The organism is Pseudomonas sp. WS 5410, from assembly GCF_012985645.1.
In the GTDB taxonomy this organism is placed as follows: domain Bacteria; phylum Pseudomonadota; class Gammaproteobacteria; order Pseudomonadales; family Pseudomonadaceae; genus Aquipseudomonas; species Aquipseudomonas shahriarae.
The window spans coordinates 678,175-698,400 of the sequence record NZ_JAAQWS010000001.1 but is presented as its reverse complement, the minus strand read 5'-3'; the positions used below and the strand labels follow the sequence as shown (position 1 = coordinate 698,400).

The 20,226-nt window shown below is 60.7% G+C and carries 21 protein-coding genes and 1 tRNA gene; 9 read left to right on the top strand and 13 right to left on the bottom strand.

All coding sequences use genetic code 11. The features are described from left to right. Nucleotides 1-24: 24 nt before the first annotated feature. The 10 genes from HBO24_RS02985 to HBO24_RS29465 form a co-directional block, all read right to left on the bottom strand. Nucleotides 25-798 (bottom strand): 3-hydroxybutyrate dehydrogenase, encoded by a 774-nt coding sequence (locus HBO24_RS02985; protein ID WP_170059277.1) that lies wholly within the window; start codon nt 796-798, stop codon nt 25-27. Between the two features lie 7 nt (nt 799-805). Next, nucleotides 806-2,197 (bottom strand): GntP family permease, encoded by a 1,392-nt coding sequence (locus HBO24_RS02980; RefSeq protein ID WP_057959253.1) that lies wholly within the window; start codon nt 2,195-2,197, stop codon nt 806-808. A gap of 286 nt (nt 2,198-2,483) precedes the next feature. Continuing rightward, on the bottom strand, nt 2,484-3,890 hold the full coding sequence (locus HBO24_RS02975; RefSeq protein ID WP_115128434.1) for a sigma 54-interacting transcriptional regulator: 1,407 nt from the start codon (nt 3,888-3,890) through the stop codon (nt 2,484-2,486). 49 nt (nt 3,891-3,939) lie between these two features. After that, nucleotides 3,940-5,517 (bottom strand): ABC transporter ATP-binding protein, encoded by a 1,578-nt coding sequence (locus HBO24_RS02970; protein WP_170059276.1) that lies wholly within the window; start codon nt 5,515-5,517, stop codon nt 3,940-3,942. A gap of 14 nt (nt 5,518-5,531) precedes the next feature. Beyond that, the gene (locus HBO24_RS02965; protein ID WP_057959255.1) at nt 5,532-6,554 is read right to left on the bottom strand and encodes an ABC transporter permease; all 1,023 of its coding nucleotides are present in this window, start codon (nt 6,552-6,554) and stop codon (nt 5,532-5,534) included. Then, a complete protein-coding gene (locus HBO24_RS02960) occupies nt 6,554-7,615 on the bottom strand; it encodes a microcin C ABC transporter permease YejB (RefSeq protein WP_057440862.1) in 1,062 nt (353 codons plus the stop codon). The genes HBO24_RS02965 and HBO24_RS02960 overlap by 1 nt, the downstream gene beginning before the upstream one ends. After that, nucleotides 7,615-9,474 (bottom strand): extracellular solute-binding protein, encoded by a 1,860-nt coding sequence (locus HBO24_RS02955; protein WP_170059275.1) that lies wholly within the window; start codon nt 9,472-9,474, stop codon nt 7,615-7,617. Before HBO24_RS02955 ends, HBO24_RS02960 begins: the two co-directional genes overlap by 1 nt. A 135-nt stretch (nt 9,475-9,609) precedes the next feature. Beyond that, nucleotides 9,610-9,891 carry a peptidylprolyl isomerase gene (locus HBO24_RS02950; protein WP_057440868.1) on the bottom strand — a complete coding sequence of 94 codons (282 nt, stop codon included), beginning with the start codon at nt 9,889-9,891 and terminating at the stop codon, nt 9,610-9,612. Between the two features lie 80 nt (nt 9,892-9,971). Beyond that, on the bottom strand, nt 9,972-11,042 hold the full coding sequence (locus tag HBO24_RS02945) for a 3-deoxy-7-phosphoheptulonate synthase (protein WP_170059274.1): 1,071 nt from the start codon (nt 11,040-11,042) through the stop codon (nt 9,972-9,974). 339 nt (nt 11,043-11,381) lie between these two features. Beyond that, nucleotides 11,382-11,516 (bottom strand): hypothetical protein, encoded by a 135-nt coding sequence (locus HBO24_RS29465; protein WP_258571517.1) that lies wholly within the window; start codon nt 11,514-11,516, stop codon nt 11,382-11,384. 147 nt (nt 11,517-11,663) lie between these two features. Between HBO24_RS29465 and HBO24_RS02940 the strand changes: the two genes are divergently transcribed. Further along, nucleotides 11,664-12,413, top strand: coding sequence for a carbon-nitrogen hydrolase family protein (locus HBO24_RS02940; protein WP_057959259.1), 750 nt, complete (start codon nt 11,664-11,666; stop codon nt 12,411-12,413). A gap of 19 nt (nt 12,414-12,432) precedes the next feature. Next, nucleotides 12,433-12,882 (top strand): GNAT family N-acetyltransferase, encoded by a 450-nt coding sequence (locus HBO24_RS02935; protein ID WP_057440872.1) that lies wholly within the window; start codon nt 12,433-12,435, stop codon nt 12,880-12,882. A 36-nt stretch (nt 12,883-12,918) separates the two neighbouring features. On the opposite strand, the gene HBO24_RS02930 is transcribed toward HBO24_RS02935, so the two are convergent. Further along, nucleotides 12,919-13,158, bottom strand: a complete 240-nt coding sequence (locus HBO24_RS02930; RefSeq protein WP_057440874.1) for a DNA-binding protein — start codon at nt 13,156-13,158, stop codon at nt 12,919-12,921. An 81-nt stretch (nt 13,159-13,239) separates the two neighbouring features. Here HBO24_RS02930 and HBO24_RS02925 point away from each other — a divergent pair, with 81 nt between their 5' ends. The 5 genes from HBO24_RS02925 (at nt 13,240) to HBO24_RS02905 (ending at nt 16,970) form a co-directional block, all read left to right on the top strand. Continuing rightward, nucleotides 13,240-13,605 (top strand): helix-turn-helix transcriptional regulator, encoded by a 366-nt coding sequence (locus HBO24_RS02925; RefSeq protein WP_115128428.1) that lies wholly within the window; start codon nt 13,240-13,242, stop codon nt 13,603-13,605. Between the two features lie 151 nt (nt 13,606-13,756). Then, nucleotides 13,757-14,398 (top strand): UvrY/SirA/GacA family response regulator transcription factor, encoded by a 642-nt coding sequence (gene uvrY, locus HBO24_RS02920; protein ID WP_029293774.1) that lies wholly within the window; start codon nt 13,757-13,759, stop codon nt 14,396-14,398. A gap of 16 nt (nt 14,399-14,414) precedes the next feature. After that, nucleotides 14,415-16,238, top strand: a complete 1,824-nt coding sequence (gene uvrC, locus HBO24_RS02915; RefSeq protein WP_120734438.1) for an excinuclease ABC subunit UvrC — start codon at nt 14,415-14,417, stop codon at nt 16,236-16,238. A 32-nt stretch (nt 16,239-16,270) separates the two neighbouring features. Then, the gene (gene pgsA, locus HBO24_RS02910) at nt 16,271-16,831 is read left to right on the top strand and encodes a CDP-diacylglycerol--glycerol-3-phosphate 3-phosphatidyltransferase (protein WP_115128427.1); all 561 of its coding nucleotides are present in this window, start codon (nt 16,271-16,273) and stop codon (nt 16,829-16,831) included. A gap of 63 nt (nt 16,832-16,894) precedes the next feature. Beyond that, a tRNA-Gly gene (locus HBO24_RS02905) sits at nt 16,895-16,970 on the top strand. A gap of 583 nt (nt 16,971-17,553) precedes the next feature. Here the strand turns inward: HBO24_RS02905 and HBO24_RS02900 are convergent. Both HBO24_RS02900 and HBO24_RS02895 read right to left on the bottom strand, forming a co-directional pair. Further along, nucleotides 17,554-18,012, bottom strand: a complete 459-nt coding sequence (locus HBO24_RS02900) for a GNAT family N-acetyltransferase (RefSeq protein ID WP_170059273.1) — start codon at nt 18,010-18,012, stop codon at nt 17,554-17,556. 60 nt (nt 18,013-18,072) lie between these two features. Then, on the bottom strand, nt 18,073-18,990 hold the full coding sequence (locus HBO24_RS02895; protein ID WP_170059272.1) for a LysR family transcriptional regulator: 918 nt from the start codon (nt 18,988-18,990) through the stop codon (nt 18,073-18,075). Nucleotides 18,991-19,116: 126 nt separating this feature from the next. Between HBO24_RS02895 and HBO24_RS02890 the strand changes: the two genes are divergently transcribed. Both HBO24_RS02890 and HBO24_RS02885 read left to right on the top strand, forming a co-directional pair. After that, entirely contained in the window at nt 19,117-19,875 is a 759-nt protein-coding gene (locus HBO24_RS02890) for a 5-oxoprolinase subunit PxpA (protein ID WP_169960879.1), read from the top strand. 97 nt (nt 19,876-19,972) lie between these two features. Next, nucleotides 19,973-20,218 (top strand): acetyl-CoA carboxylase, encoded by a 246-nt coding sequence (locus HBO24_RS02885; RefSeq protein WP_057440886.1) that lies wholly within the window; start codon nt 19,973-19,975, stop codon nt 20,216-20,218. Nucleotides 20,219-20,226 lie beyond the last annotated feature (8 nt).

The following is a 20,226-nucleotide window of genomic DNA, read 5'->3' as shown; positions in this document are numbered from 1 at the left end:
TACAGGGGATTTGCGGTGTTTGGGTTACTGGGCCAACCACCCACCATCAATATTCCACGCCGCGCCACGTACCTGGCTGCCGGCTTCGCTGCACAGGAACAGTACCAGTTCACCCAGTTGTGGTGGGGTGACGAACTCCAGGGAGGGCTGCTTCTCGGCCAGCAGATCATGCTGGGCCTGTTGCGGGTCTACGCCTGTAGCAATGCGATCGTCGATCTGCTTTTGCACCAGCGGGGTCAGGACCCAGCCGGGGCAGATGGCATTGCAGGTCACATTGCTGGTGGCGGTTTCCAGGCCGACCACTTTGGTCAGGCCGATCACCCCGTGCTTGGCTGCGACGTACGCGGCCTTGCCGACCGAGCCGACCTGGCCGTGTACCGAGGCGATATTGACGATCCGTCCCCAGCCCTTGGTCTTCATGCCCGGCAGGCTCAGGCGCGTGCTGTGGAACACCGACGACAGGTTGATCGCGATGATCGAGTCCCAGCGCTCCACCGGGAAGTCTTCCACTGCCGCCACATGCTGAATGCCCGCGTTGTTCACCAGGATGTCGATGCCGCCGAACTCGCGCTCGGCGTAGGCGACCATCTCGGCGATTTGCGCCGGGTCGCTGACATCCGCCGGGTGATGGCCGACTTTGCCGCCGAAGGCTTGCACCTGGGCGATCACCGCGCTGGCATCGCCGAACCCGTTGAGGATCAGATTGGCGCCGGCCTTGGCCAGGCTCAGGGCAATCCCCAGGCCGATGCCGCTGGTGGAGCCGGTGACCAGGGCGGTCTTGCCGTTCAATGTCGTCATGAAAACCTCACACAATACCGGTGGCGTAGAAAGTACCGATCACCACGAACACCGCGAGGGTCTTGATGATCGTGATGCCGAAAATATCCTTGTAGGCTTCGCGGTGGGTCAGCCCGGTGACCGCCAACAGGGTAATGACCGCGCCGTTGTGCGGCAGGGTGTCCATGCCGCCGCTGGCCATGGCCGCGACCCGGTGCAGCACTTCCAGAGGGATATTGGCGGCATGGGCCGCGGAAATAAAGCTCTCGGACATGGCCGCCAGGGCGATGCTCATGCCGCCGGACGCCGAGCCGGTGATGCCGGCCAGCAGGGTCACGGTAATCGCTTCGTTGACCAGCGGGTTGGGGATGCCCTTGAGCCAGTCCGCCAGCACCAGGAAGCCTGGCAACGAGGCGATGACCGCGCCGAAGCCGTATTCCGAAGCGGTGTTCATCGCCGCCAGCAGCGCGCCGCTGACTGCGCTTTTACTGCCTTCGGCCAGCTTGCTCTTGATCGCCTGGAAGCCGAACACCAGGACCATGATGATCCCCACCAGCAAGGCCGCCTGCACCGCCCAGATCGCGGTGAGCTTGGCGATTTCGGTGGTCACCGGTGCGCTCATGCCCGGCAGGGCGAGGCTGTGGGTCTTGCCGTACCACTGCGGGATCCAGTGGGTGAACAGCAGGTTCATCACCCCCACCAGAATCAGCGGCGACAGGGCGATCCACGGGTTGGGCAGGCTCAGGTCTTCGGCGGTTTCCGGCTCGTTGCGCAAGTCGGTGCCATAGCCTTCACCGGCACGCTGGGCCTTGTTGCGCTGGCGCGCCAGGTACAGCATGCCGGCGCAGAACACAAAGATCGTGCCGATCACGCCCAGCCAGGGCGCGGCCCAGGCGGTGGTGTTGAAAAAGGTGCTGGGGATGATGTTCTGAATCTGCGGCGTGCCGGGCAGGGCGTCCATGGTGAACGAGAACGCGCCCAGGGCAATGGTCGCCGGGATCAGACGCTTGGGGATATTGCTCTGGCGGAACATCTCGGCGGCGAACGGGTACACCGCAAACACCACCACAAACAGCGACACGCCGCCGTAGGTCAGCAAGGCACACACCAGCACGATCACCAGCATCGCCTGGCGGGTGCCGAGCAAGCGGATGGCGGCCGCGACAATCGAGCGCGAAAAGCCCGACAGCTCGATCAGCTTGCCGAACACCGCGCCGAGCAGGAATACCGGGAAATACAGTTTGATAAAGCCGACCATTTTTTCCATGAACACCCCGGTAAAGGCTGGGGCGACGGCGGAAGGGTCAGTGAGCAACACCGCGCCGAGGGCGGCGATAGGGGCAAACAGGATGACGCTATAGCCACGGTAGGCAGCCAGCATCAGCAGCGCGAGCGCCGCCAGGGCAATGATCACACTCATGGTGTGTCTCCATCGGATTGTTATTGTTGTGGGGTGTAGCTGTAGGAAGGGGCTATAGCGGGAAGCGTGCCAAGTTTGTAAATTATTGATATGTATGGATATTTATAATTACTGTACTGTGATTTTCATGCTGAGTCTCTATTTCAAGACAGATGAAATTCCAATGTGGGAACGGGCTTGCTCGCGAAGGCGCTGTGTCAGGCAATGATTTTGTTGCTGATAGACCGCATTCGCGAGCAAGCCCGCTCCCACATGGGGGTGTCTTTGTTTTGAGATATGTGTCTCTTTATTGAGATTGCTCGATGCCCAACGCCACCATCTTCTTGTACAGCGTCGAGCGCCCGAGTCCCAATTGCTTGGCGGCCTCGATCACATTGCCCCCGCATTGGCGCAACGCCGCACCAATCAACTGCCGATCAAACCGCTCCCGCGCCACGCTGAAGGTTTCGACCTCTACGGGCGCCACAGCGCTACGCTCCACCGGGCTGAAGGTGCCGATCGCCGCACGAATCTCCTGCGCATCCAACACCAGGTCATCACTGAGCAACGCGGCGCGCTCCAGTACGTTGCGCAGCTCGCGGATATTCCCTGGCCAGGCATGCTGGGCCAGCAGTGCCAGGGCTTCGCGGTCCAGTTCATGCTGGCTGCGCAGTTCTTCGAGGATTGCTTCACTCAACGCCGGGATATCGTCCAGGCGTTCGCGCAGGGGCGGGACCTGGATCGGCAACACGTTGAGGCGGTAATACAAGTCGGCGCGAAACTCGCCACGCTTGATCGCCGCTTCCAGGTCGGTGGAGGTCGCGGCAATCACCCGCACGTCGCTGTGGATCATCTCGTTGGAGCCCACCGGCTCAAATTCTTTCTCCTGCAGCACCCGCAGCAGTTTGCTTTGCAGGGGCAATGGCATGTCGCCGATTTCATCGAGGAACAACGTCCCGCCCTGGGCGATTTGCAATTTGCCGGGGCGGCCCTTGCGGTCGGCGCCGGTGAAGGCGCCGGGCGCGGTGCCGAAGAACTCGGCTTCCAGAAGGTCATGGGGGATGGCGGCGCTGTTGATGCTGACAAACGCTTTATTGGCTCGGGGTGACGCACCATGGATGGCCTGGGCCAGCAGCTCCTTGCCGGTGCCGGTCTCGCCCAGCAGCAACACCGGCGACTCGGCACTCGCGCTGCGCCGCGCCCGGCGCTTGACCTCGAGGCTGGCAGCGCTGGTGCCGATAAAGTGCGCGAAGTTGTACTTGCTCTGGCGTGAACGCAGCAGCGAACGGGTCGAAGCCAGTTCCTGTTGCATGCTCAGGTAGCGCTCGATCATCGGCGAGAGGTTGCGCAACTCATCGAACAGGGCAAAGCCGATGGCGCCGATGACCTTGCCGGCATCGTCGTGGATCGGCAGGCGCATCACCACCAACGGGCCTTTGGGCGTGTCCTGGATATCCAGGAGGATCGGCTGGTCACTGCGCACCACCTGGCGTAACAGGCTGTTGGAGATCACCTGCTCGCAAGGTTGGCCGATGGCCTGGTCGGCGCTTTTCAGGCCGAAGCGCTTGGCGTAGCGCTCGTTCATCCACACGATGTTGGCGTCGCGGTCGACAATCACCGTGCCTTCGCTGGACTGCTCGATGATCTCGAACAGGGACTGGATCGCCAGGCCGCGAACGTGCGGGTAGTCCTTGAGGCTTTCGGTGGTGTTCATGGTCGGGGCGCCAAAAATAAAGGATGAGTTCAATGGTAGGAGCCGGCTCCTACAGGGGAGCGTGCGCGGCAGCAAGCAGCTCTTGAGTGTAGGGATGCTGTGGGGCGGCAAAGACGTCAGCGCATGGCCCGCGCTCAACCACCTGGCCATCCTTGATCACGATCATATCGTGGGCCATGGCCCGTACCACGGCCAGGTCATGGCTGATAAACAGGTAGGTCAGGGCGTATTTTTCCTGCAGTTCACGCAGCAGCGCCACCACTTGTTTTTGCACGGTGCGGTCCAGGGCCGAAGTCGGCTCGTCCAGCAGCATCAAGGCCGGGCGCAGCACCAGGGCGCGGGCGATGGCGATGCGTTGGCGCTGGCCGCCGGAAAATTCGTGGGGGTAGCGGTGACGGCTGGCCGGGTCGAGGCCCACATCCTGCAGCACTTTGATCACCTGGGCGTCACGCTCCTGTGGGCTGCATGGCGCGTGTACTTCCAGGCCTTCGCTGATGATCTGCTGTACCGACATGCGCGGGCTGAGGCTGCCGTAGGGATCCTGGAATACCACCTGCATCTGCTTGCGCCACGGGCGCATCTGTTTCTGGCTGAGGCTGTCGAGGGCCTCGCCCTGGAAGCGGATGCTGCCGCTGGAGTCGAGCAGACGCAGGATCGCCTGGCCCAGGGTGGACTTGCCGGAGCCGGACTCGCCGACGATCCCCAGGGTCTTGCCCCGTTGCAGGTCCAGGCTGATGCCGTCCACCGCCTGCAGGTACTGCTTGCGCCGAAACAGCCCGCCACCGATGGGGAAGCGCACACTCAGGCCGGTGACCTGTAACACCGTCTCGCGCTGATCCTGGCACAGTGCGGTACCGACCGGTTCGGCATCCAGCAGCAGGCGGCTGTAGGGATGTTGCGGGGCATTGAACAGGGTTTGGCAGTCGGCCTGCTCGACAATTTCCCCGGCCTGCATCACGCACACGCGCTGGGCAATGCTGCGCACCAGGTTGAGGTCGTGGCTGATCAGCAGCAGCGACATGCCCAGGCGTTGCTGCAAGGATTTGAGCAGCAGCAGAATCTTGCGCTGCACCGTCACATCCAGGGCGGTGGTCGGCTCATCGGCGATCAGCAGTTCCGGTTCGCAGGCCAGAGCCATGGCGATCATCACCCGCTGGCGCTGGCCACCCGACAACTGGTGGGGGTAGGACTTGAGGCGTTCCTGGGGGTCGCGAATGCCCACCAGGTCCAGCAGTTCGAGGATGCGTGCCTGCGCCGCCTTGCCGCCCAGGCCTTTGTGCAGCAGCAGGGTTTCGCCGATCTGCTTTTCGATGCTGTGCAAGGGGTTGAGGGAGGTCATCGGCTCCTGGAAGATCATCGCGATGCGGTTGCCGCGCAGCTTTTGCAGGGTGCCGGCCTCGGCGCCGATCAGCTCCTGGCCGCGATAGCGCACCGACCCTGTGGTAACGGTGCCGGCCTGGGGCAGCAGTTGCAGGATCGAATGGGCGGTCACCGACTTGCCCGAGCCCGACTCGCCCACCAGTGCCAGGCACTCGCCGGGGCGCACATCCAGGCTCAGGTTGCGCACCACGGTCTGGCCGCTGAAGGCGACGCACAGGTCGCGGATCTCGATCAGGTTGTCAGTCATGGATGCATCGCCCTTCATGATCGTGGGTCGAAGGCGTCACGCAGCGCCTCGCCGATAAATACCAGCAGCGACAGAATCAGCGCCAGGGTGAAAAAGGCCGTGAGCCCGAGCCACGGTGCTTGCAGGTTCTGCTTGCCCTGGGCGATCAACTCACCGAGGGACGCGCTGCCCGCCGGCATGCCGAAGCCGAGAAAGTCCAGGGCGCTGAGGGTGGAAATCGCCCCGGTCAGGATAAAAGGCAGATAGCTCAGGGTGGCGGTCATCGCGTTCGGCAGGATGTGCCGGCGAATGATCTTGGCGTCGCCCAGGCCCAGGGCGCGTGCGGCTTTCACGTACTCCAGGTTGCGCCCGCGCAGGAACTCGGCACGCACCACATCCACCAGGGCCAGCCAGGAAAACAGCGCCATGATCCCCAGCAGCCACCAGAAGTTCGGCTCGACAAACCCCGAGAGGATGATCAGCAGGTACAGGACCGGCAGCCCCGACCACACTTCAAGGATGCGCTGGCCGAGCAGGTCGACCCAGCCGCCGTAATAGCCCTGCAAGGCGCCGGCGGCAATGCCGATGACGGCGCTGATCAGGGTCAGGCCGAGGGCGAACAGGATCGACACCCGCGCGCCGAAGATCACCCGCGCCAGCACATCGCGGGACTGGTCGTCGGTGCCCAGCCAGTTCACCGTGGACGGCGGGCTGGGGGCAGGGCGGGTCAGCTCGTAGTTGGGTGTGTCGTCGCTGAAGGGTATCGGCGGGAACAGCATCCAGCCGCCGTCTTGCTTGATCAGTTGCTGCACGTAGTCACTGCGGTAGTCGGCCTGGAATGGCAGTTGCCCGCCGAACTGCTGCTCGGTGTAGCGCTTGAACACCGGGAAATACAACTGGTCCTGATAGCTGAGCACCAGGGGTTTGTCGTTGGCGATCAACTCGCCGCCCAGGGTCAGGATAAACAGGCCGATAAACAGCCACAGCGACCACCAGCCCCGGCGGTTTTGCTTGAAACGTTCGAAGCGGCGACGGGCTACAGGAGACAGATTGAGCATCAGGCGTTCCTCGCGGCGAAGTCGATACGCGGGTCCACCAGGGTGTAGCAGAGGTCGCCGATCAGTTTTATCAGCAGGCCAAACAGGGTGAAGATAAACAGCGAACCAAACACCACCGGATAGTCCCGCGACACCGCGGCTTCGTAGCTCATGCGGCCCAGACCGTCGAGGGAGAAGATCACCTCGATCAGCAGCGAGCCGGCGAAGAACACACTGATAAACGCCTGGGGGATCCCGGAGATCACCAGCAGCATGGCGTTGCGAAACACATGGCCGTAGAGCACGCGCCGCTCGCTCAGGCCTTTGGCGCGTGCCGTGACCACGTACTGACGCGTGATTTCATTGAGGAACGAGTTTTTGGTGAGGATGGTCAAGGTGGCGAAACCACCGATCACCAGGGCGCTGACCGGCAGCACCAGGTGCCAGAAGTAATCGGCGATCTTGCCCAGGGTGCTCAGTTGCTCGAAGTTCTCCGACACCAGGCCGCGCACCGGGAACCAGTTCAAGGTGCTGCCGCCGGCAAAGACCACGATCAAAAACATCGCAAACAGGAAGGCCGGCATCGCGTAGCCAATGACGATGGCGGTGCTGCTCCATACATCGAAACTGCTGCCGTGGCGCACCGCCTTGCGGATCCCCAGGGGGATCGACACCAGGTAGGTGATCAGGGTTGCCCAGAGGCCGAGGGAAAGGGTCACCGGCAACTTTTCCAGGATCAGGTCGATCACCGTGGCGCCGCGAAAGAAGCTGTTGCCGAAATCCAGCTGGGCATAGTTCTTGAGCATCAGCCACAGGCGTTCGGGGGCGGATTTGTCGAAGCCGTATTGTTTTTCGATGTCCTTGATCAGCTTGGGGTCAAGACCGCGACTGGCGCGGGAGCCACTGCTGACGCCGTCGCCGGCCGAGCCGCCGACGCCCCCGCCGCCAATCCCCTGCAAGTGGGCGATGGCTTGCTCCACCGGCCCGCCGGGCGCGGCCTGGACGATCACAAAGTTCACCAGCAGGATAATCACCAGGGTCGGAATGATCAGCAGCAGGCGCCGCACGATATAGGCAAACATCAGTGGGCACCTCGCGGCTTGCTCAGTTCGGCTTTCATCTGCTCATTGGTCAGTGGCGTGGGGCTGACTTCCCACCACGATTCCAGTGCTTCGTCGTTGCTGGCCTCGATGGCCGGGCGACCGAAGCGGTTCCACCACGCCGCCGAGGTGCCGGGCGGGTAGTAATTGGGGATCCAGTAGTAATTCCATTGCAGCACCCGGTCCAGGGCATGGGCGTAGCTGAGCATCTGTGCCTGGGTGGTGGCGCGTACCAGGCCGGTGACCAGGGTATCGACCGCCGGGTTTTGCAGGACGATGTAGTTGTTGCTGCCCGGGTCGAACGCCGACGACGAACCGAAGTAGTTGTACAGCTCCATGCCCGGCGAGGTGGTGACCGGGAAGCCGGTGACGATCATGTCGTAGTCCCGGGTCATCAGGCGGTTGACGTACTGGGACGAGTCGATGCGCCGGATGTTGAGGGTGATGCCGATCTGCGCCAGGTTGCGTTTATAGGGCAGCAGCAGGCGTTCCAGGCCGTTTTGCACATTGAGGAAGGTGAACTCCAGGGGCTCGCCGGCGGCATTCACCAGTTTGTCGCCCTTGGGCGTCCAGCCGGCGTCTTCCAGCAGGGCCAGGGCTTGTAGCTGCTTGTCGCGGATCATGCCGCTGCCGTCGGTGGTCGGCGCCTTGAACACCTGGGTAAAGACTTCGTCGGGGATCTGCCCGCGCAGGGGCTCGAGAATCGCCAGCTCCTGGGCGTCGGGCAATTGAGTGGCGGCCAGCGGGCTGTTGGAAAAGTAGCTTTGCTGGCGGATATACAGGTTGCGCATCATCTGCCGGTTGGCCCACTCGAAATCCCAGAGCATGGCCAGGGCCTGGCGCACGCGGCGGTCCTGGAACATCGGTTTTTGCACATTGAACACATAGCCCTGGGCCGTTTGCGGGGCGTGCTTGGCCAGGTGCGCGCGTTGCAGGCGGCCATCGTCCAGGGCCGGGCCGTTGTAGCCGATGGAATAGCCGGTGGCGGAGAACTCGCGATTGAAGTCGTAGGCACCGCCGCGCAGGACCTGGCGCGCGACTTCGGTATCGCCGAAGTACTCCAGGCTCAGGCGGTCGAAGTTGTACAGGCCGCGGCTGACGGGCAAGTCCTTGCCCCACCAGTCGGGATCGCGCTGGAAGGTGATGGTACTGCCGGCATTGATTTTGCTGACCTTGTACGGGCCGCTGCCCAGGGGCGCTTCATAGCCGCCACCATTGGCAAAGTCGCGGCTCTTCCACCAATGCTCGGGGAACACCGGCAGGGTCGCGAGATCCAGGGGCAGGGTGCGGTTTTCATTGCTGGCGAAGTCAAAGCGCACTTGCAGCGGGCCTTCGACCTCGACGTGCTTGACGTCGGCAAACAGTGTGCGAAAGCGCAGGCTGCCCTGGGTCATCAGCAGGTTGAAGCTGTAGCGCACATCTTCTGCGGTGATCGGCTTGCCGTCGGCAAAACGTGCCTTGGGGTTGAGGAAAAACCGCAGGTACAGGCCGTCCTCGGCGCGCTCCATCTTTTGCGCGACCAGGCCGTAGACGGTATAGGGCTCATCCAGTGAGCGGTAGGCCAGGGGCGAATACACCCAGCCGTCCAACTGGCTGACGCCGATGCCTTTGTCGATATACGGCAGCACATGGTCGAAGCGGCCGACCTCGAGGGCCGAGCGCTTGAGGCTGCCACCCTTGGGGGTGTCGGGGTTTACATAGTCAAAATGGCTGAAGCCGGCAGGGTACTTGGCAGGCTCGCCGTAGACGGTCAATGCATGTTGCGGGGCTGCGAACGAGGCGGTACTCGCCAGCAGCAGGGCCAGGGTAGAGCCAACGAACGTGAGGAAATCCAGTCGCATTATCAGCCTTGAGCACCGGGTGAAGAAGGAAGGGGACTTGTACCCTAACCGTGCGCGGGTCGCCAGTCACCTGGCGACCCCGCAAACACAACGGCCCACCAAAAGGCGGGCCGTTGAGTGCTGCGAAGACGTGGATCAGTCCTGGCGGCTGGTCACTTCCAGCAGGTGATAACCGAACTGGGTTTTCACTGGGCCTTGCACGGTATTGACCGGTGCGCTGAATACGACCGCGTCGAATTCCTTGACCATCTGGCCAGGACCGAACGAACCCAGGTTGCCGCCGTCGCGGCTCGATGGGCAGCTGGAGTTGGCTTTGGCGACTACTGCGAAATCAGCGCCGCCTTCGATCTGGGCTTTCAGTTCGTTGCACTTGTCTTCGGTGGCAACCAGGATGTGACGGGCGGTGGCTTTGGCCATGGTGGGTAACTCCTTGAATAAAAAAGGTGAGCGTACCGGATTCAGGCGGTTATTTCCCGGCAAAGTTCCACTGATTTACATCAGGCTTGATCGCGCAGACGTGCGGCTGCTTCACGCAGCAACTGCTCAGTCCCGTCCCAACCCAGGCAGCCGTCGGTCACCGAGACGCCGTAGCGCATCGACGGGCTGAGGGGCTGGCAGCCTTCGAACAAATGACTCTCCAGCATCATGCCGATCAGCGAGGTGTCGCCCTGCAAGCGTTGCTCCAGCACATCATTGAATACCGCCGGTTGGCGCATCGGGTCCTTGCCGCTGTTGGCGTGGCTGCAATCGACCATGATCCGCGTGGCCACTTTGCTTTTGGTCAGGTCGGTCTTGACCTGGGCCACGCTCTGGCGATCGTAGTTCGGGCCACGGTGGCCGCCGCGCAACACCAGGTGGGTGTCGGCGTTGCCCGGGGTCTGGATGATCGCCGGATGGCCCTGGCTGTCGACGCCGAAGTGGCGGTGCGGGTGGGCCGCCGAACGCATGGCGTCACAGGCGATGGCTACGCCGCCGTCGGTACCGTTCTTGAAGCCGACGGGCATGCCCAGGCCGCTGGCCATTTCCCGGTGGATCTGCGATTCGGTGGTGCGGGCGCCAATGGCCACCCAACTGAGCACGTCGTCGAAGTAGCCGGCGGCCATCGGTTGTAACAGTTCGGTGGCGACCGGCAGGCCCAGGCGCAGCATTTCGCGCATCAGTTCCCGCGACAGCGTCAGGCCGGCGGCCATGTCATCGCTGCCATCCAGGTGCGGGTCGTAGGCCAGGCCTTTCCAGCCGATGGTGGTGCGCGGTTTTTCGACGTAGGCGCGGATCACCAGCAGCATCTGGTCACTGACGTCATTGGCCAGCTTCTTCAGATTGCGCGCGTATTCCATGGCGGATTCGGGATCATGGATCGAGCAGGGGCCGACGATGACGAGCAGGCGGGAGTCTTGACCATTGAGAATCGCGCGGATGGCCTGGCGATGAGCGTTGACTTGCTCGGTCAGGAACGGGCTCAGGGGCAATTGGTGCTTGAGCTCAAGGGCGCTGGGCAAACGCTGGGTCAGCGCTTCATTGGCGCTGGACAGGGTGGTAACGGGCAGTGCGGCGATAGAGGAGTTCATGATTTGTGCTTCCTGGGCAAGCGGCGGGCTGTTCCCGCGCGCTCTGCCCTACTGGGGTGTTCGACAATTGGCTGTATTGGCTGCGTGTGTTGGCTTGCCACCAATAGGTGACCGATCGGAGGCGGCAGGCTGTCCCGAACGGAGCTTGCTAAATCGCCAGGCGGTGCAGGTGTCGTAACGGTAATAAGTGGTGAAGTTCATGGTGTGATTTCCTTTAAGTTCGGTGTGTAGCAAAAATTGTTCAGGGCTGGAAAAACAAAACCCCCGGTCGGGGAGCCGACCGGGGGTTAGATTTCTCTGGCAGGCGACCCCTTGAGTAGTGGGCGCCGATTTCAGGTATCAGGCGCGCCAGTGGCTAAACCAATACCCAAAATAAAAGCTGACCAGTGCGCTCAAACCGTTCACGCGGGTAGCCACGACCGAACGCTGGGCGTCGGCAGTAGGGCAGGCCTGGGTGAGAGTGAGTGGCAACATGGTGTTTCTCCAAATGATGGGGTGGAGCTTAACTGAGGGATGCCGCTGGATTCAATCAGTAATTTCTATCGCGATGCGCGACTTAGCGCTATGGCGCAAGTCCCGATATGCTGGATGGATAGTCCCAATGATTGCCAGGATGCGAGCATGACCGCTTTGATTATTGCCAGTGCCCAGACCTGTTCCATTGCTGGCGACCTGGCGGCCAATATCCAGCGTCACCTGGCGTTGATGGTTGCGGCCGCCGAGCACGGCGTACAACTGCTGGTGTTTGCGGAGTTGTCCCTGACCGGTTACGAGCCCGCGCTGGCGCAGGAGCTGGCGATTGCGCCGGACGATACGGTGCTTGCGCCCCTGCGGGAGCTGGCGCGTGAGCTGCAGATGACGGTGGTGGTCGGCATGCCGATTCGCTTGGCGTCGAGCAGCGGGGTGCTGATTGGTGCGCTGGTGTTGGCGGCGGATGGCTCATTGGCGGTGTACAGCAAGCAGCATCTGCACCCCGGTGAAGACGCGGCATTTGTGCCGGGCTCGGGTGGCAAGGCGTTGGTGTGGGGCGAGGACCGGATTGCCCTGGCGGTTTGCGCTGACTTTTCCCACGCCAGCCATCCGCGTGATGCGGCGGCGCTTGGGGCTACAGTCTATGCAGCGGGTGTATTGATCAGCGAGGGCGGTTACGCCGCAGATAGTGCGTTGCTTCAGGGGTACGCCAGCGAACACTCGATGGTGGTGCTGATGGCCAATCATGGCGGGCCGTCCGGTGGCTGGGCGTGTGCCGGGCGCAGCGCTATCTGGGGGCCTGATGGCGAGTTGATTGCGGCTGCGCCGGGGGTGGGCGACGCCTTGGTAATAGCCCGCAGGGAGGCCGGCAACTGGAGTGGTTGGCAGGTCGTTCTGTAACGCAATGGAGCACGCCGCGATGGCATTCACCCTCAAGGCCGCATCGGATCAGCACTTGGCCTTTGCACGCAGCCTGACGCATCAGGCGATGGGCCATTACTATCGGCAGTACGATCTGACATGGTCCGACAAAGGCTTCGACACCGCCTGGGCCGGGCGGGAAAACTGGTTGATTTGCCAAGAGGACAAGTTGGTGGGGTTCGTCAGTCTGAGCCGGGATGACAACGCGCTGTATATTCGCGAGCTGCACATGCTCGAGGATTTTCGCCGCCAGGGCGCGGGCAGTTGGGTGCTGGAGCAGATGTTCGCCAAGGCTCGGGCCGAAAGCCGGGGTTATTTGCGATTGACGGTGTTCAAGACCAATCCGGCCAAAAGGCTGTATCAGCGCCAGGGCCTGAGTATTGTCGGTGAGGAGGGCTGTTTCTGGCGGATGGAGTCTGTTTGTCTGTCAGCGCAGTCGTCCCGGTAAACCTCGCGCTCAACTTGAATCGGTGCATACTGCTCTTTAGGAGCCGATCTCCTGATCATTGCACAGGCTTTGCGCCTCGTTAAGGATGATCCCCTCTTTCATGCCCAGAAGGACCGCCACCTTATGGGCTTCTCCACGCCGCCCCTTTTTGCGCCCAGCGAGCACTTGATAGGTGGTCGCCGGGTCCACGCCATGTTCCCTGGCGAATGCCTGAACCGATTTGCCTTGATGTTCCAGCCAGGCTTTGGCTTGTGCAGCAGTACGGATTCCGGGCATAGTTCAAAACCGTTCAAGTTTGTGCAAAACGAGATGACGTCGTCACCTCTTGGGGTGTGCCATAAAGGATATTACATCCAAATGAGTGGAATAGGTTCGCGCTTAAGGCAAGAAAGAGAGCGACTTGGCTTGTCGCAAAAGGTTTTTGGTGAAATAGGAGGTGTGGAGGCTAACGCGCAGGGGAAATACGAAAGCGGTGGGCGCGCGCCGAAGGCCGATTACCTATCCCGCGTGGCAGAGAAAGGTGTCGATATTCTGTTTGTTTTGACAGGTAGCCCGACGCCTGTCCACTTGGACAACCTGAGCCAGATCGAAGAAAAGGTCTTGGGTAACTACCGTGCGATGTTTAAAGAGGACCAGGATGCAATCCGTAGACTGACCAACACCTTGGCAGAGCATTCCTCAGTGGCGAGTGGAAAACCCCGGTCGATCCTCAAGGAATCCTGACCTTTTGCCCAGGAAACACCCCCGCCTGCCGTTCGGCAGGCGTTCGTAGTGTATTGAAACTCTATATATATGACGCGTTCAGCTAGGTCTGTGCCTTGGTTTTTTGCTAAGGTGTTCAGCAACCTATAAGACCATTTCGCGAGGTGTCTGCTTGATTAGGGTGCTAGTAGTCGATGACCATGATCTCGTTCGTACAGGCATTACACGAATGCTGGCTGACATCGATGGCCTGCAAGTAGTCGGTCAGGCCGAGTCGGGGGAGGAATCCCTGATCAAAGCGCGTGAATTGAAACCCGATGTGGTCTTGATGGACGTCAAGATGCCGGGGATTGGTGGTCTTGGTGCGACCTGCAAACTGTTGCGCAGTCATCCGGACATCAAGGTCGTGGTTGTTACGGTCTGCGAAGAAGACCCTTTTCCTACCCGGCTTCTGCAAGCTGGCGCAGCAGGTTATCTGACAAAAGGCGCAGGGCTCGCGGAAATGGTCCAGGCTATCCGCCTGGTATTTGCCGGCCAGCGCTACATCAGTCCGCAGATTGCCCAGCAATTGGCGATCAAGTCGTTTCAGCCAGTCAGCGACTCGCCGTTTGATGCCTTGTCCGAGCGCGAGATTCAGATCGCCCTGATGATCGTCGGCTGCCAGAAGGTCCAGTCGATTTCCGACAAGCTTTGCCTGTCGCCAAAAACCGTGAACACCTACCGTTATCGAATTTTCGAGAAGCTATCCATCAGCAGTGATGTTGAACTGACCTTGCTCGCGGTTCGCCACGGCATGGTGGACGCCAGCGCCTGAAATGCAAGCCTCTGAAATAAACACCGTGTTTGATCCGAGTGCATTTCTTGCGACCTGCAGCGGCCGGCCTGGCGTGTATCGCATGTTCGACAGCGAGGCGCGCCTGCTGTACGTGGGCAAGGCCAAGAACCTCAAGAAGCGCCTGGCCAGCTACTTCCGCAAAACCGGCCTGGCGCCGAAGACGGCCGCTCTGGTGGGGCGTATCGCCCAGGTCGAAACCACCATCACGGCCAATGAAACCGAGGCGCTGCTGCTTGAGCAGACGCTGATCAAGGAATGGCGGCCGCCCTATAATATTCTGCTGCGTGACGATAAGTCCTACCCGTATGTGTTTCTGTCGGACGGTGACTTTCCGCGCCTGAGCATCCATCGCGGGGCGAAGAAGCACAAGGGCAAGTATTTTGGCCCTTACCCCAGCGCGGGGGCGATTCGCGAGAGCCTGAGCCTGCTGCAAAAGACCTTCTTCGTGCGCCAGTGCGAAGACAGCTTCTACAAGAACCGCACCCGCCCGTGCCTGCAATACCAGATCAAGCGTTGCAAGGCGCCCTGCGTCGGGCTGGTCGAGCCTCAGGAATATGCCGAAGACGTACGTCACTCGGTGATGTTCCTCGAAGGGCGCAGCAACGCCCTGGCCGACGAACTGTCCGGCGCCATGGAGCAGGCAGCCAGTGTCCTGGACTTCGAGCGGGCCGCCGAACTGCGTGACCAGGTGTCCCTGTTGCGACGGGTGCAGGACCAGCAGAGCATGGAAGGCGGTACCGGTGATGTCGACGTGATTGCGGCCTTCGTAAATCCGGGCGGGGCTTGTGTGCACCTGATCAGCGTGCGGGGCGGCCGGGTGCTGGGCAGCAAGAACTTCTTTCCCCAGACCGGGATCGAGGAGGAAGTGGCCGAGGTCATGGCCGCGTTTCTCGGCCAGTACTACGTCAGCAGCCCCGAGCGCGACTTGCCGGGTGAACTGATCGTCAACGTGGTTCACGAAGACTTCCCCGCATTGATTGACGCCATTCACGCCCTGCGCGGCCGCGAACTGGACATCAGCCACCGCGTGCGCGGCACCCGTGCGCGCTGGCAGCAACTGGCGGTGACCAACGCCGAACAGGCCCTGAGCGCGCGCCTGGCCAACCGCCAGCATGTTGCCGCACGCTTTGAAGCGCTGGCCGACGTGCTCAAGCTTGACGAGCCACCGCAACGCCTGGAGTGCTACGACATCAGCCATTCCAGCGGCGAGGCGACCGTGGCGTCCTGCGTGGTCTTTGGTCCCGAAGGGCCGATCAAGTCCGATTATCGACGCTATAACATCGAAGGCGTCACCCCAGGCGATGACTATGCGGCCATGCACCAGGCCCTGACCCGGCGCTTCAGCAAATTGAAGGACGGCGAGGGCAAGCTGCCGGATATCCTGCTGGTGGACGGCGGCAAGGGCCAGTTATCCATGGCCCGTGACGTGCTCAACGAGCTGGCGGTGCCCGACCTGATCCTGCTCGGCGTGGCCAAGGGCACGACGCGCAAGGCCGGTTTCGAAACGTTGTACTTGAATGATGCGGCCCATGAGTTCACTTTGAAGGGCGATTCACCGGCATTGCACCTGATTCAGCAGATTCGCGACGAAGCCCACCGTTTTGCCATTACCGGTCACCGCGCCCGACGTGGTAAAACCCGGCGTACCTCCACCCTGGAAGGGGTGGCGGGGGTAGGGCCAAAGCGGCGACGCGAACTGTTGAAACATTTTGGTGGATTGCAGGAATTGTCCCGTGCCAGCATTGAAGAAATAGCCAAAGCCCCCGGAATCAGTAAAAAGCTCGCTGAGTTGATTTATGCAAACCTACACAGCGAGTAGAATGCCTTCTCACCTCGTAGCCAGTTGTGCCGATGAATATCCCTAATCTGATCACCGTTCTACGCGTCCTGCTCATTCCGATTTTCATTTTGCTGTTTTACCTGCCTTATGATTGGAGCTACATGGCCTCCAGTTCGGTCTTTGCCTTCGCGGCCGCGACCGACTGGCTGGACGGCTACCTGGCAAGACGGCTGGAGCAAAGCACGCCGTTTGGCGCGTTCCTCGACCCCGTGGCCGACAAGCTGATGGTTGCGGTGGCGCTGGTGCTGCTCGTGCAGGAGCACGGCAACCTGTGGCTGACCCTGCCGGCCGCCGTGATCATCGGTCGCGAGATCGTCGTCTCGGCCTTGCGCGAATGGATGGCCGAAATCGGCGCACGCGCCCACGTGGCCGTGTCCAACATGGGCAAATGGAAAACCGCTGCGCAGATGCTGGCGCTGGTCATCCTGCTGGCCAACCCGTCGAACTTCACCTTCTGGGTGCTGCTGGGTTATGCCTTGCTACTGATCGCCGCCGGCCTGACCCTGTGGTCCATGCTGCAATACCTGCGCGCCGCCTGGCCCCATCTGCGCACGACCGTGGAAAAGAAATAAAACTTTTTTGAATCAAGGGGTTGACGGGTGGTGAGGATTCTATAGAATGCGCATCACCAAGACGCGGGAATAGCTCAGTTGGTAGAGCACGACCTTGCCAAGGTCGGGGTCGCGAGTTCGAGTCTCGTTTCCCGCTCCAAACATAGCACTGCAGAGCTCCACTGAATTCTGCAAGTGATTGAAATAAGGACCTTCGGGTCCTTTTTTCGTTGCGGCGGGAATCACTGAAATCCAGCACCATCCGGTGCGAAGATCGAGTGAAATCACAGGCCGCCCCCGTTCTGGCTGCAGGATGGATGCCCTTATTCATCGAGTATCATCAGATCTGTTTGCCTCAGCCCTTGGGCGAATTGGTTTGCTTTCCTATGATTTAATCACGCCCGGCAAGTTGAACGGATCCACCGTGGAAGAGAAGCGCACGCGTTTGTTATGCATCGTCATCCCGGCGTGGTCGGCGGTCCATTGAACCCTTGAGTTCGGACACATGGGTTTACTGTTCTGGATTGAGATCGCTTGAACGAAGGCGGGTGGTCATTATGAATGAGAGGGGGCTTACTCAGCGCACAGATGGCCATGAGTGGGAGCGTTTTGCCTGGGGAAAGAAACAGGGGCGGGTTGGCCAGCACCGCCCACGACATTCTGGCCGGGCATGCAGCATTGATTGAAGCTTGTTGGTAAGCGTGCGGGTAGCACACCTTGCTTAGGTTCTTGCTTTCATCGCCTCAAGGTTCGATGTGACTCGGGTTGTCGCGGTCGAGGTCAAATCGCTTCCGCATAAAAAACCGGTTGTATCCAACGACTGGGTAATCCTTAAGTTCTCCAAATATGCTGAAGCCGAGTCGCAGGTAAAAGTCCGGGGCTTGGAAAGAGAATGTATCCAGCCAGATACCTTGGCAGCCTTTTTTACGTGCCAGCTCTTGCGCCATGTTTATCAACTTCGTGCCCAATCCCTGCCCTCGGGCAGCTTCAGGTACGACCAGCAAATCAACGAATAACCACTGCCCAGAAATGTTTGCGTAGAGCCCACCTTGCGTGGCTCCCAGGTCATCCTTGATTAAAAACGCAAGTTTTTCAGTGCCGATGAGCCCCGTTTTTGCTTGGTTATATTCGCGTAACGGAGCCAAAATTTCTTGGTAGTCGACCTCTTGAGGCGCTTCATTTATCTCTATCCTTAAGTCCACAGCGTTCTCCTTTGAGTACCTAGTGATCAAACGGATGCCCTACGATAGGGTCGCAAGTTTTCAGCGTCGTGCGAAATGCTGTTGGGGCGTTAGAAATGTGTGGTGGAAATAATTTCGAAATGCGTGCATCGCCGAGCTGAATTCGCGTTCGCGATGCCACGCCAGGCCGACGCTCATGGGGGTCACCTGATCGGAGATGGTCAGGGTTTCAATGCGCTTTCCTTCCAGCGACCAGGGGCGGTGTACCAGGTCTGAGAGGATCGCAACGCCGTTACCATTGGCTACCATGCTGCGCACCGCCTCGACGGAACTGGTGCGCACTTTGACGTTCGGCTGAAAGTTTGCGAGTTCCCAGTAACGCATTGCACTTTGTTCGGCTTCGTCGACGGTCAGGAGAATGTAGGGCTCTTGCGCCACATCGGCGAGGCTCACGGCCGAGCGCTCGCAAAGGGCATGGCCGCTGGGCAGCCATAGCCGGCGCTCGGAGTTGAAGAGCGTCTCCGAGACGATGTCCGGGTGGGTCAGGTTCGCGGTGAGCACCACTGCCATGTCGAATCGACCTTCCAACAGACCCTGCTCGATGGCCGTGCGTTCTTGTTCGTGCACTTCGATGGCCACGTCCGGATGCCAATGCTCAAGCCGTTGCAGGTGGTGCGGCAAGAAGTAACCGATCACCGTGTAGCTTGCCGCCAAGCGCAATACACCACTGGCGCGGATGTCCGGCAACGGGCTGTTCAAAGCATCATCGACGCTGCGCAAAATCACGTAGGCCCGATTCAAAAAGTGCCGCCCGGCGTCGGTCAGGCTCATGCCCTGGGCCGAGCGCTGGAACAACAGTGTACCGAGGATGCCTTCCAGTTCCTTGATCGCCGTGGTCACGGCCGATTGGGAAATATTTAACTGAATCGCCGCTTGAGAAATTTGCCCGATCTCGGCGGTGGCGACGAAATAGCGAATCTGGCGCAGGGTCAGTGACATAGGCTCTCCTGGTGAGCGCGTATCTGTTTTTCAGAAGACAGCCTATCTGATAATAGATCTTCCCAAGGGGGAGAGGAGGAATCTAACGTGGCCTGCAAGAAGTCACAAGCGTTGGGAGCAAGCGTCATGCAGGCAGTAGATTTTAACTCGGACATGGGCGAAGGGTTTGGCCCTTGGACCATCGGCGATGGCGTCGACAATGAGCTGATGGGCTTTATCAGTTCGGCCAACATCGCCACCGGTTTTCATGCTGGCGACCCCAGTACCATGCGACGTACCGTCGAGCATGCCAAGCGTTTGGGTGTGGCTATCGGCGCGCATCCGGGGTTTCGCGACCTGGTTGGTTTTGGCCGTCGGCACATCAATGCGCCGGCCCAGGAACTGGTCGATGACATGCTCTATCAGTTAGGCGCCTTGCGTGAGCTAGCCAGGGTTCAGGGCGTAGCCTTGCAACACATCAAGCCCCACGGCGCGCTCTACATGCACCTGGCCCGGGACGAAGAGGCTGCGCTTTTGCTGGTGGAGAACCTCCAGCGTCTGGAGCCGGAGTTGCTGCTGTATTGCATGCCCGGTTCCGTGATCTGGCGGATTGCCACGGACCTTGGCCAACCGGTGATTCGCGAGTTCTACGCCGACCGCGAATACGACCTCAGCGGCTCCATCGTCTTCACCCGCAACGTGCGGGCTTACGACCCGATCCAGGTCGCCGAGCGAGTGCTGCGTGCTTGCCAACTAGGCGTGGTGCGCACCGTCGAGGGCGAGGACCTGGCGATTGAATTCGATTCCATCTGTTTGCACAGCGATACGCCGGGCGCCCTGGCGTTGGTCGAAGCAACGCGTCGTGCCCTTGATGACGCGTGTATAGAGGTCCGATCACCGCGCTGAGACCGAATAAAAATACTTGGCACACACACACGTCTGGGTTTGCCCACCCAGGTACTTTTTTGCCTGCCTTTCTACAACTATTCCAAGAGGAACAGACATGGCCGAACACAGTGTAATCACCCCGTTGCCGGGGTCCTTCTACCGCAAAGCGACTCCGGAATCGGCGAACTACGTCGAAGTGGGCGCTCAGGTCAGCGCCGATACGGTGATTGGCCTGATCGAGGTCATGAAGCAGTTCTCCGAACTGACCGCCGGGACGGCCGGTCGTCTCAGCGCATTCCTGGTAGAAGACGGTGATCCGGTGGAGCCGGGTCAAGTCATCGCAACACTCGACGTCGAGTGAGGGCGCGA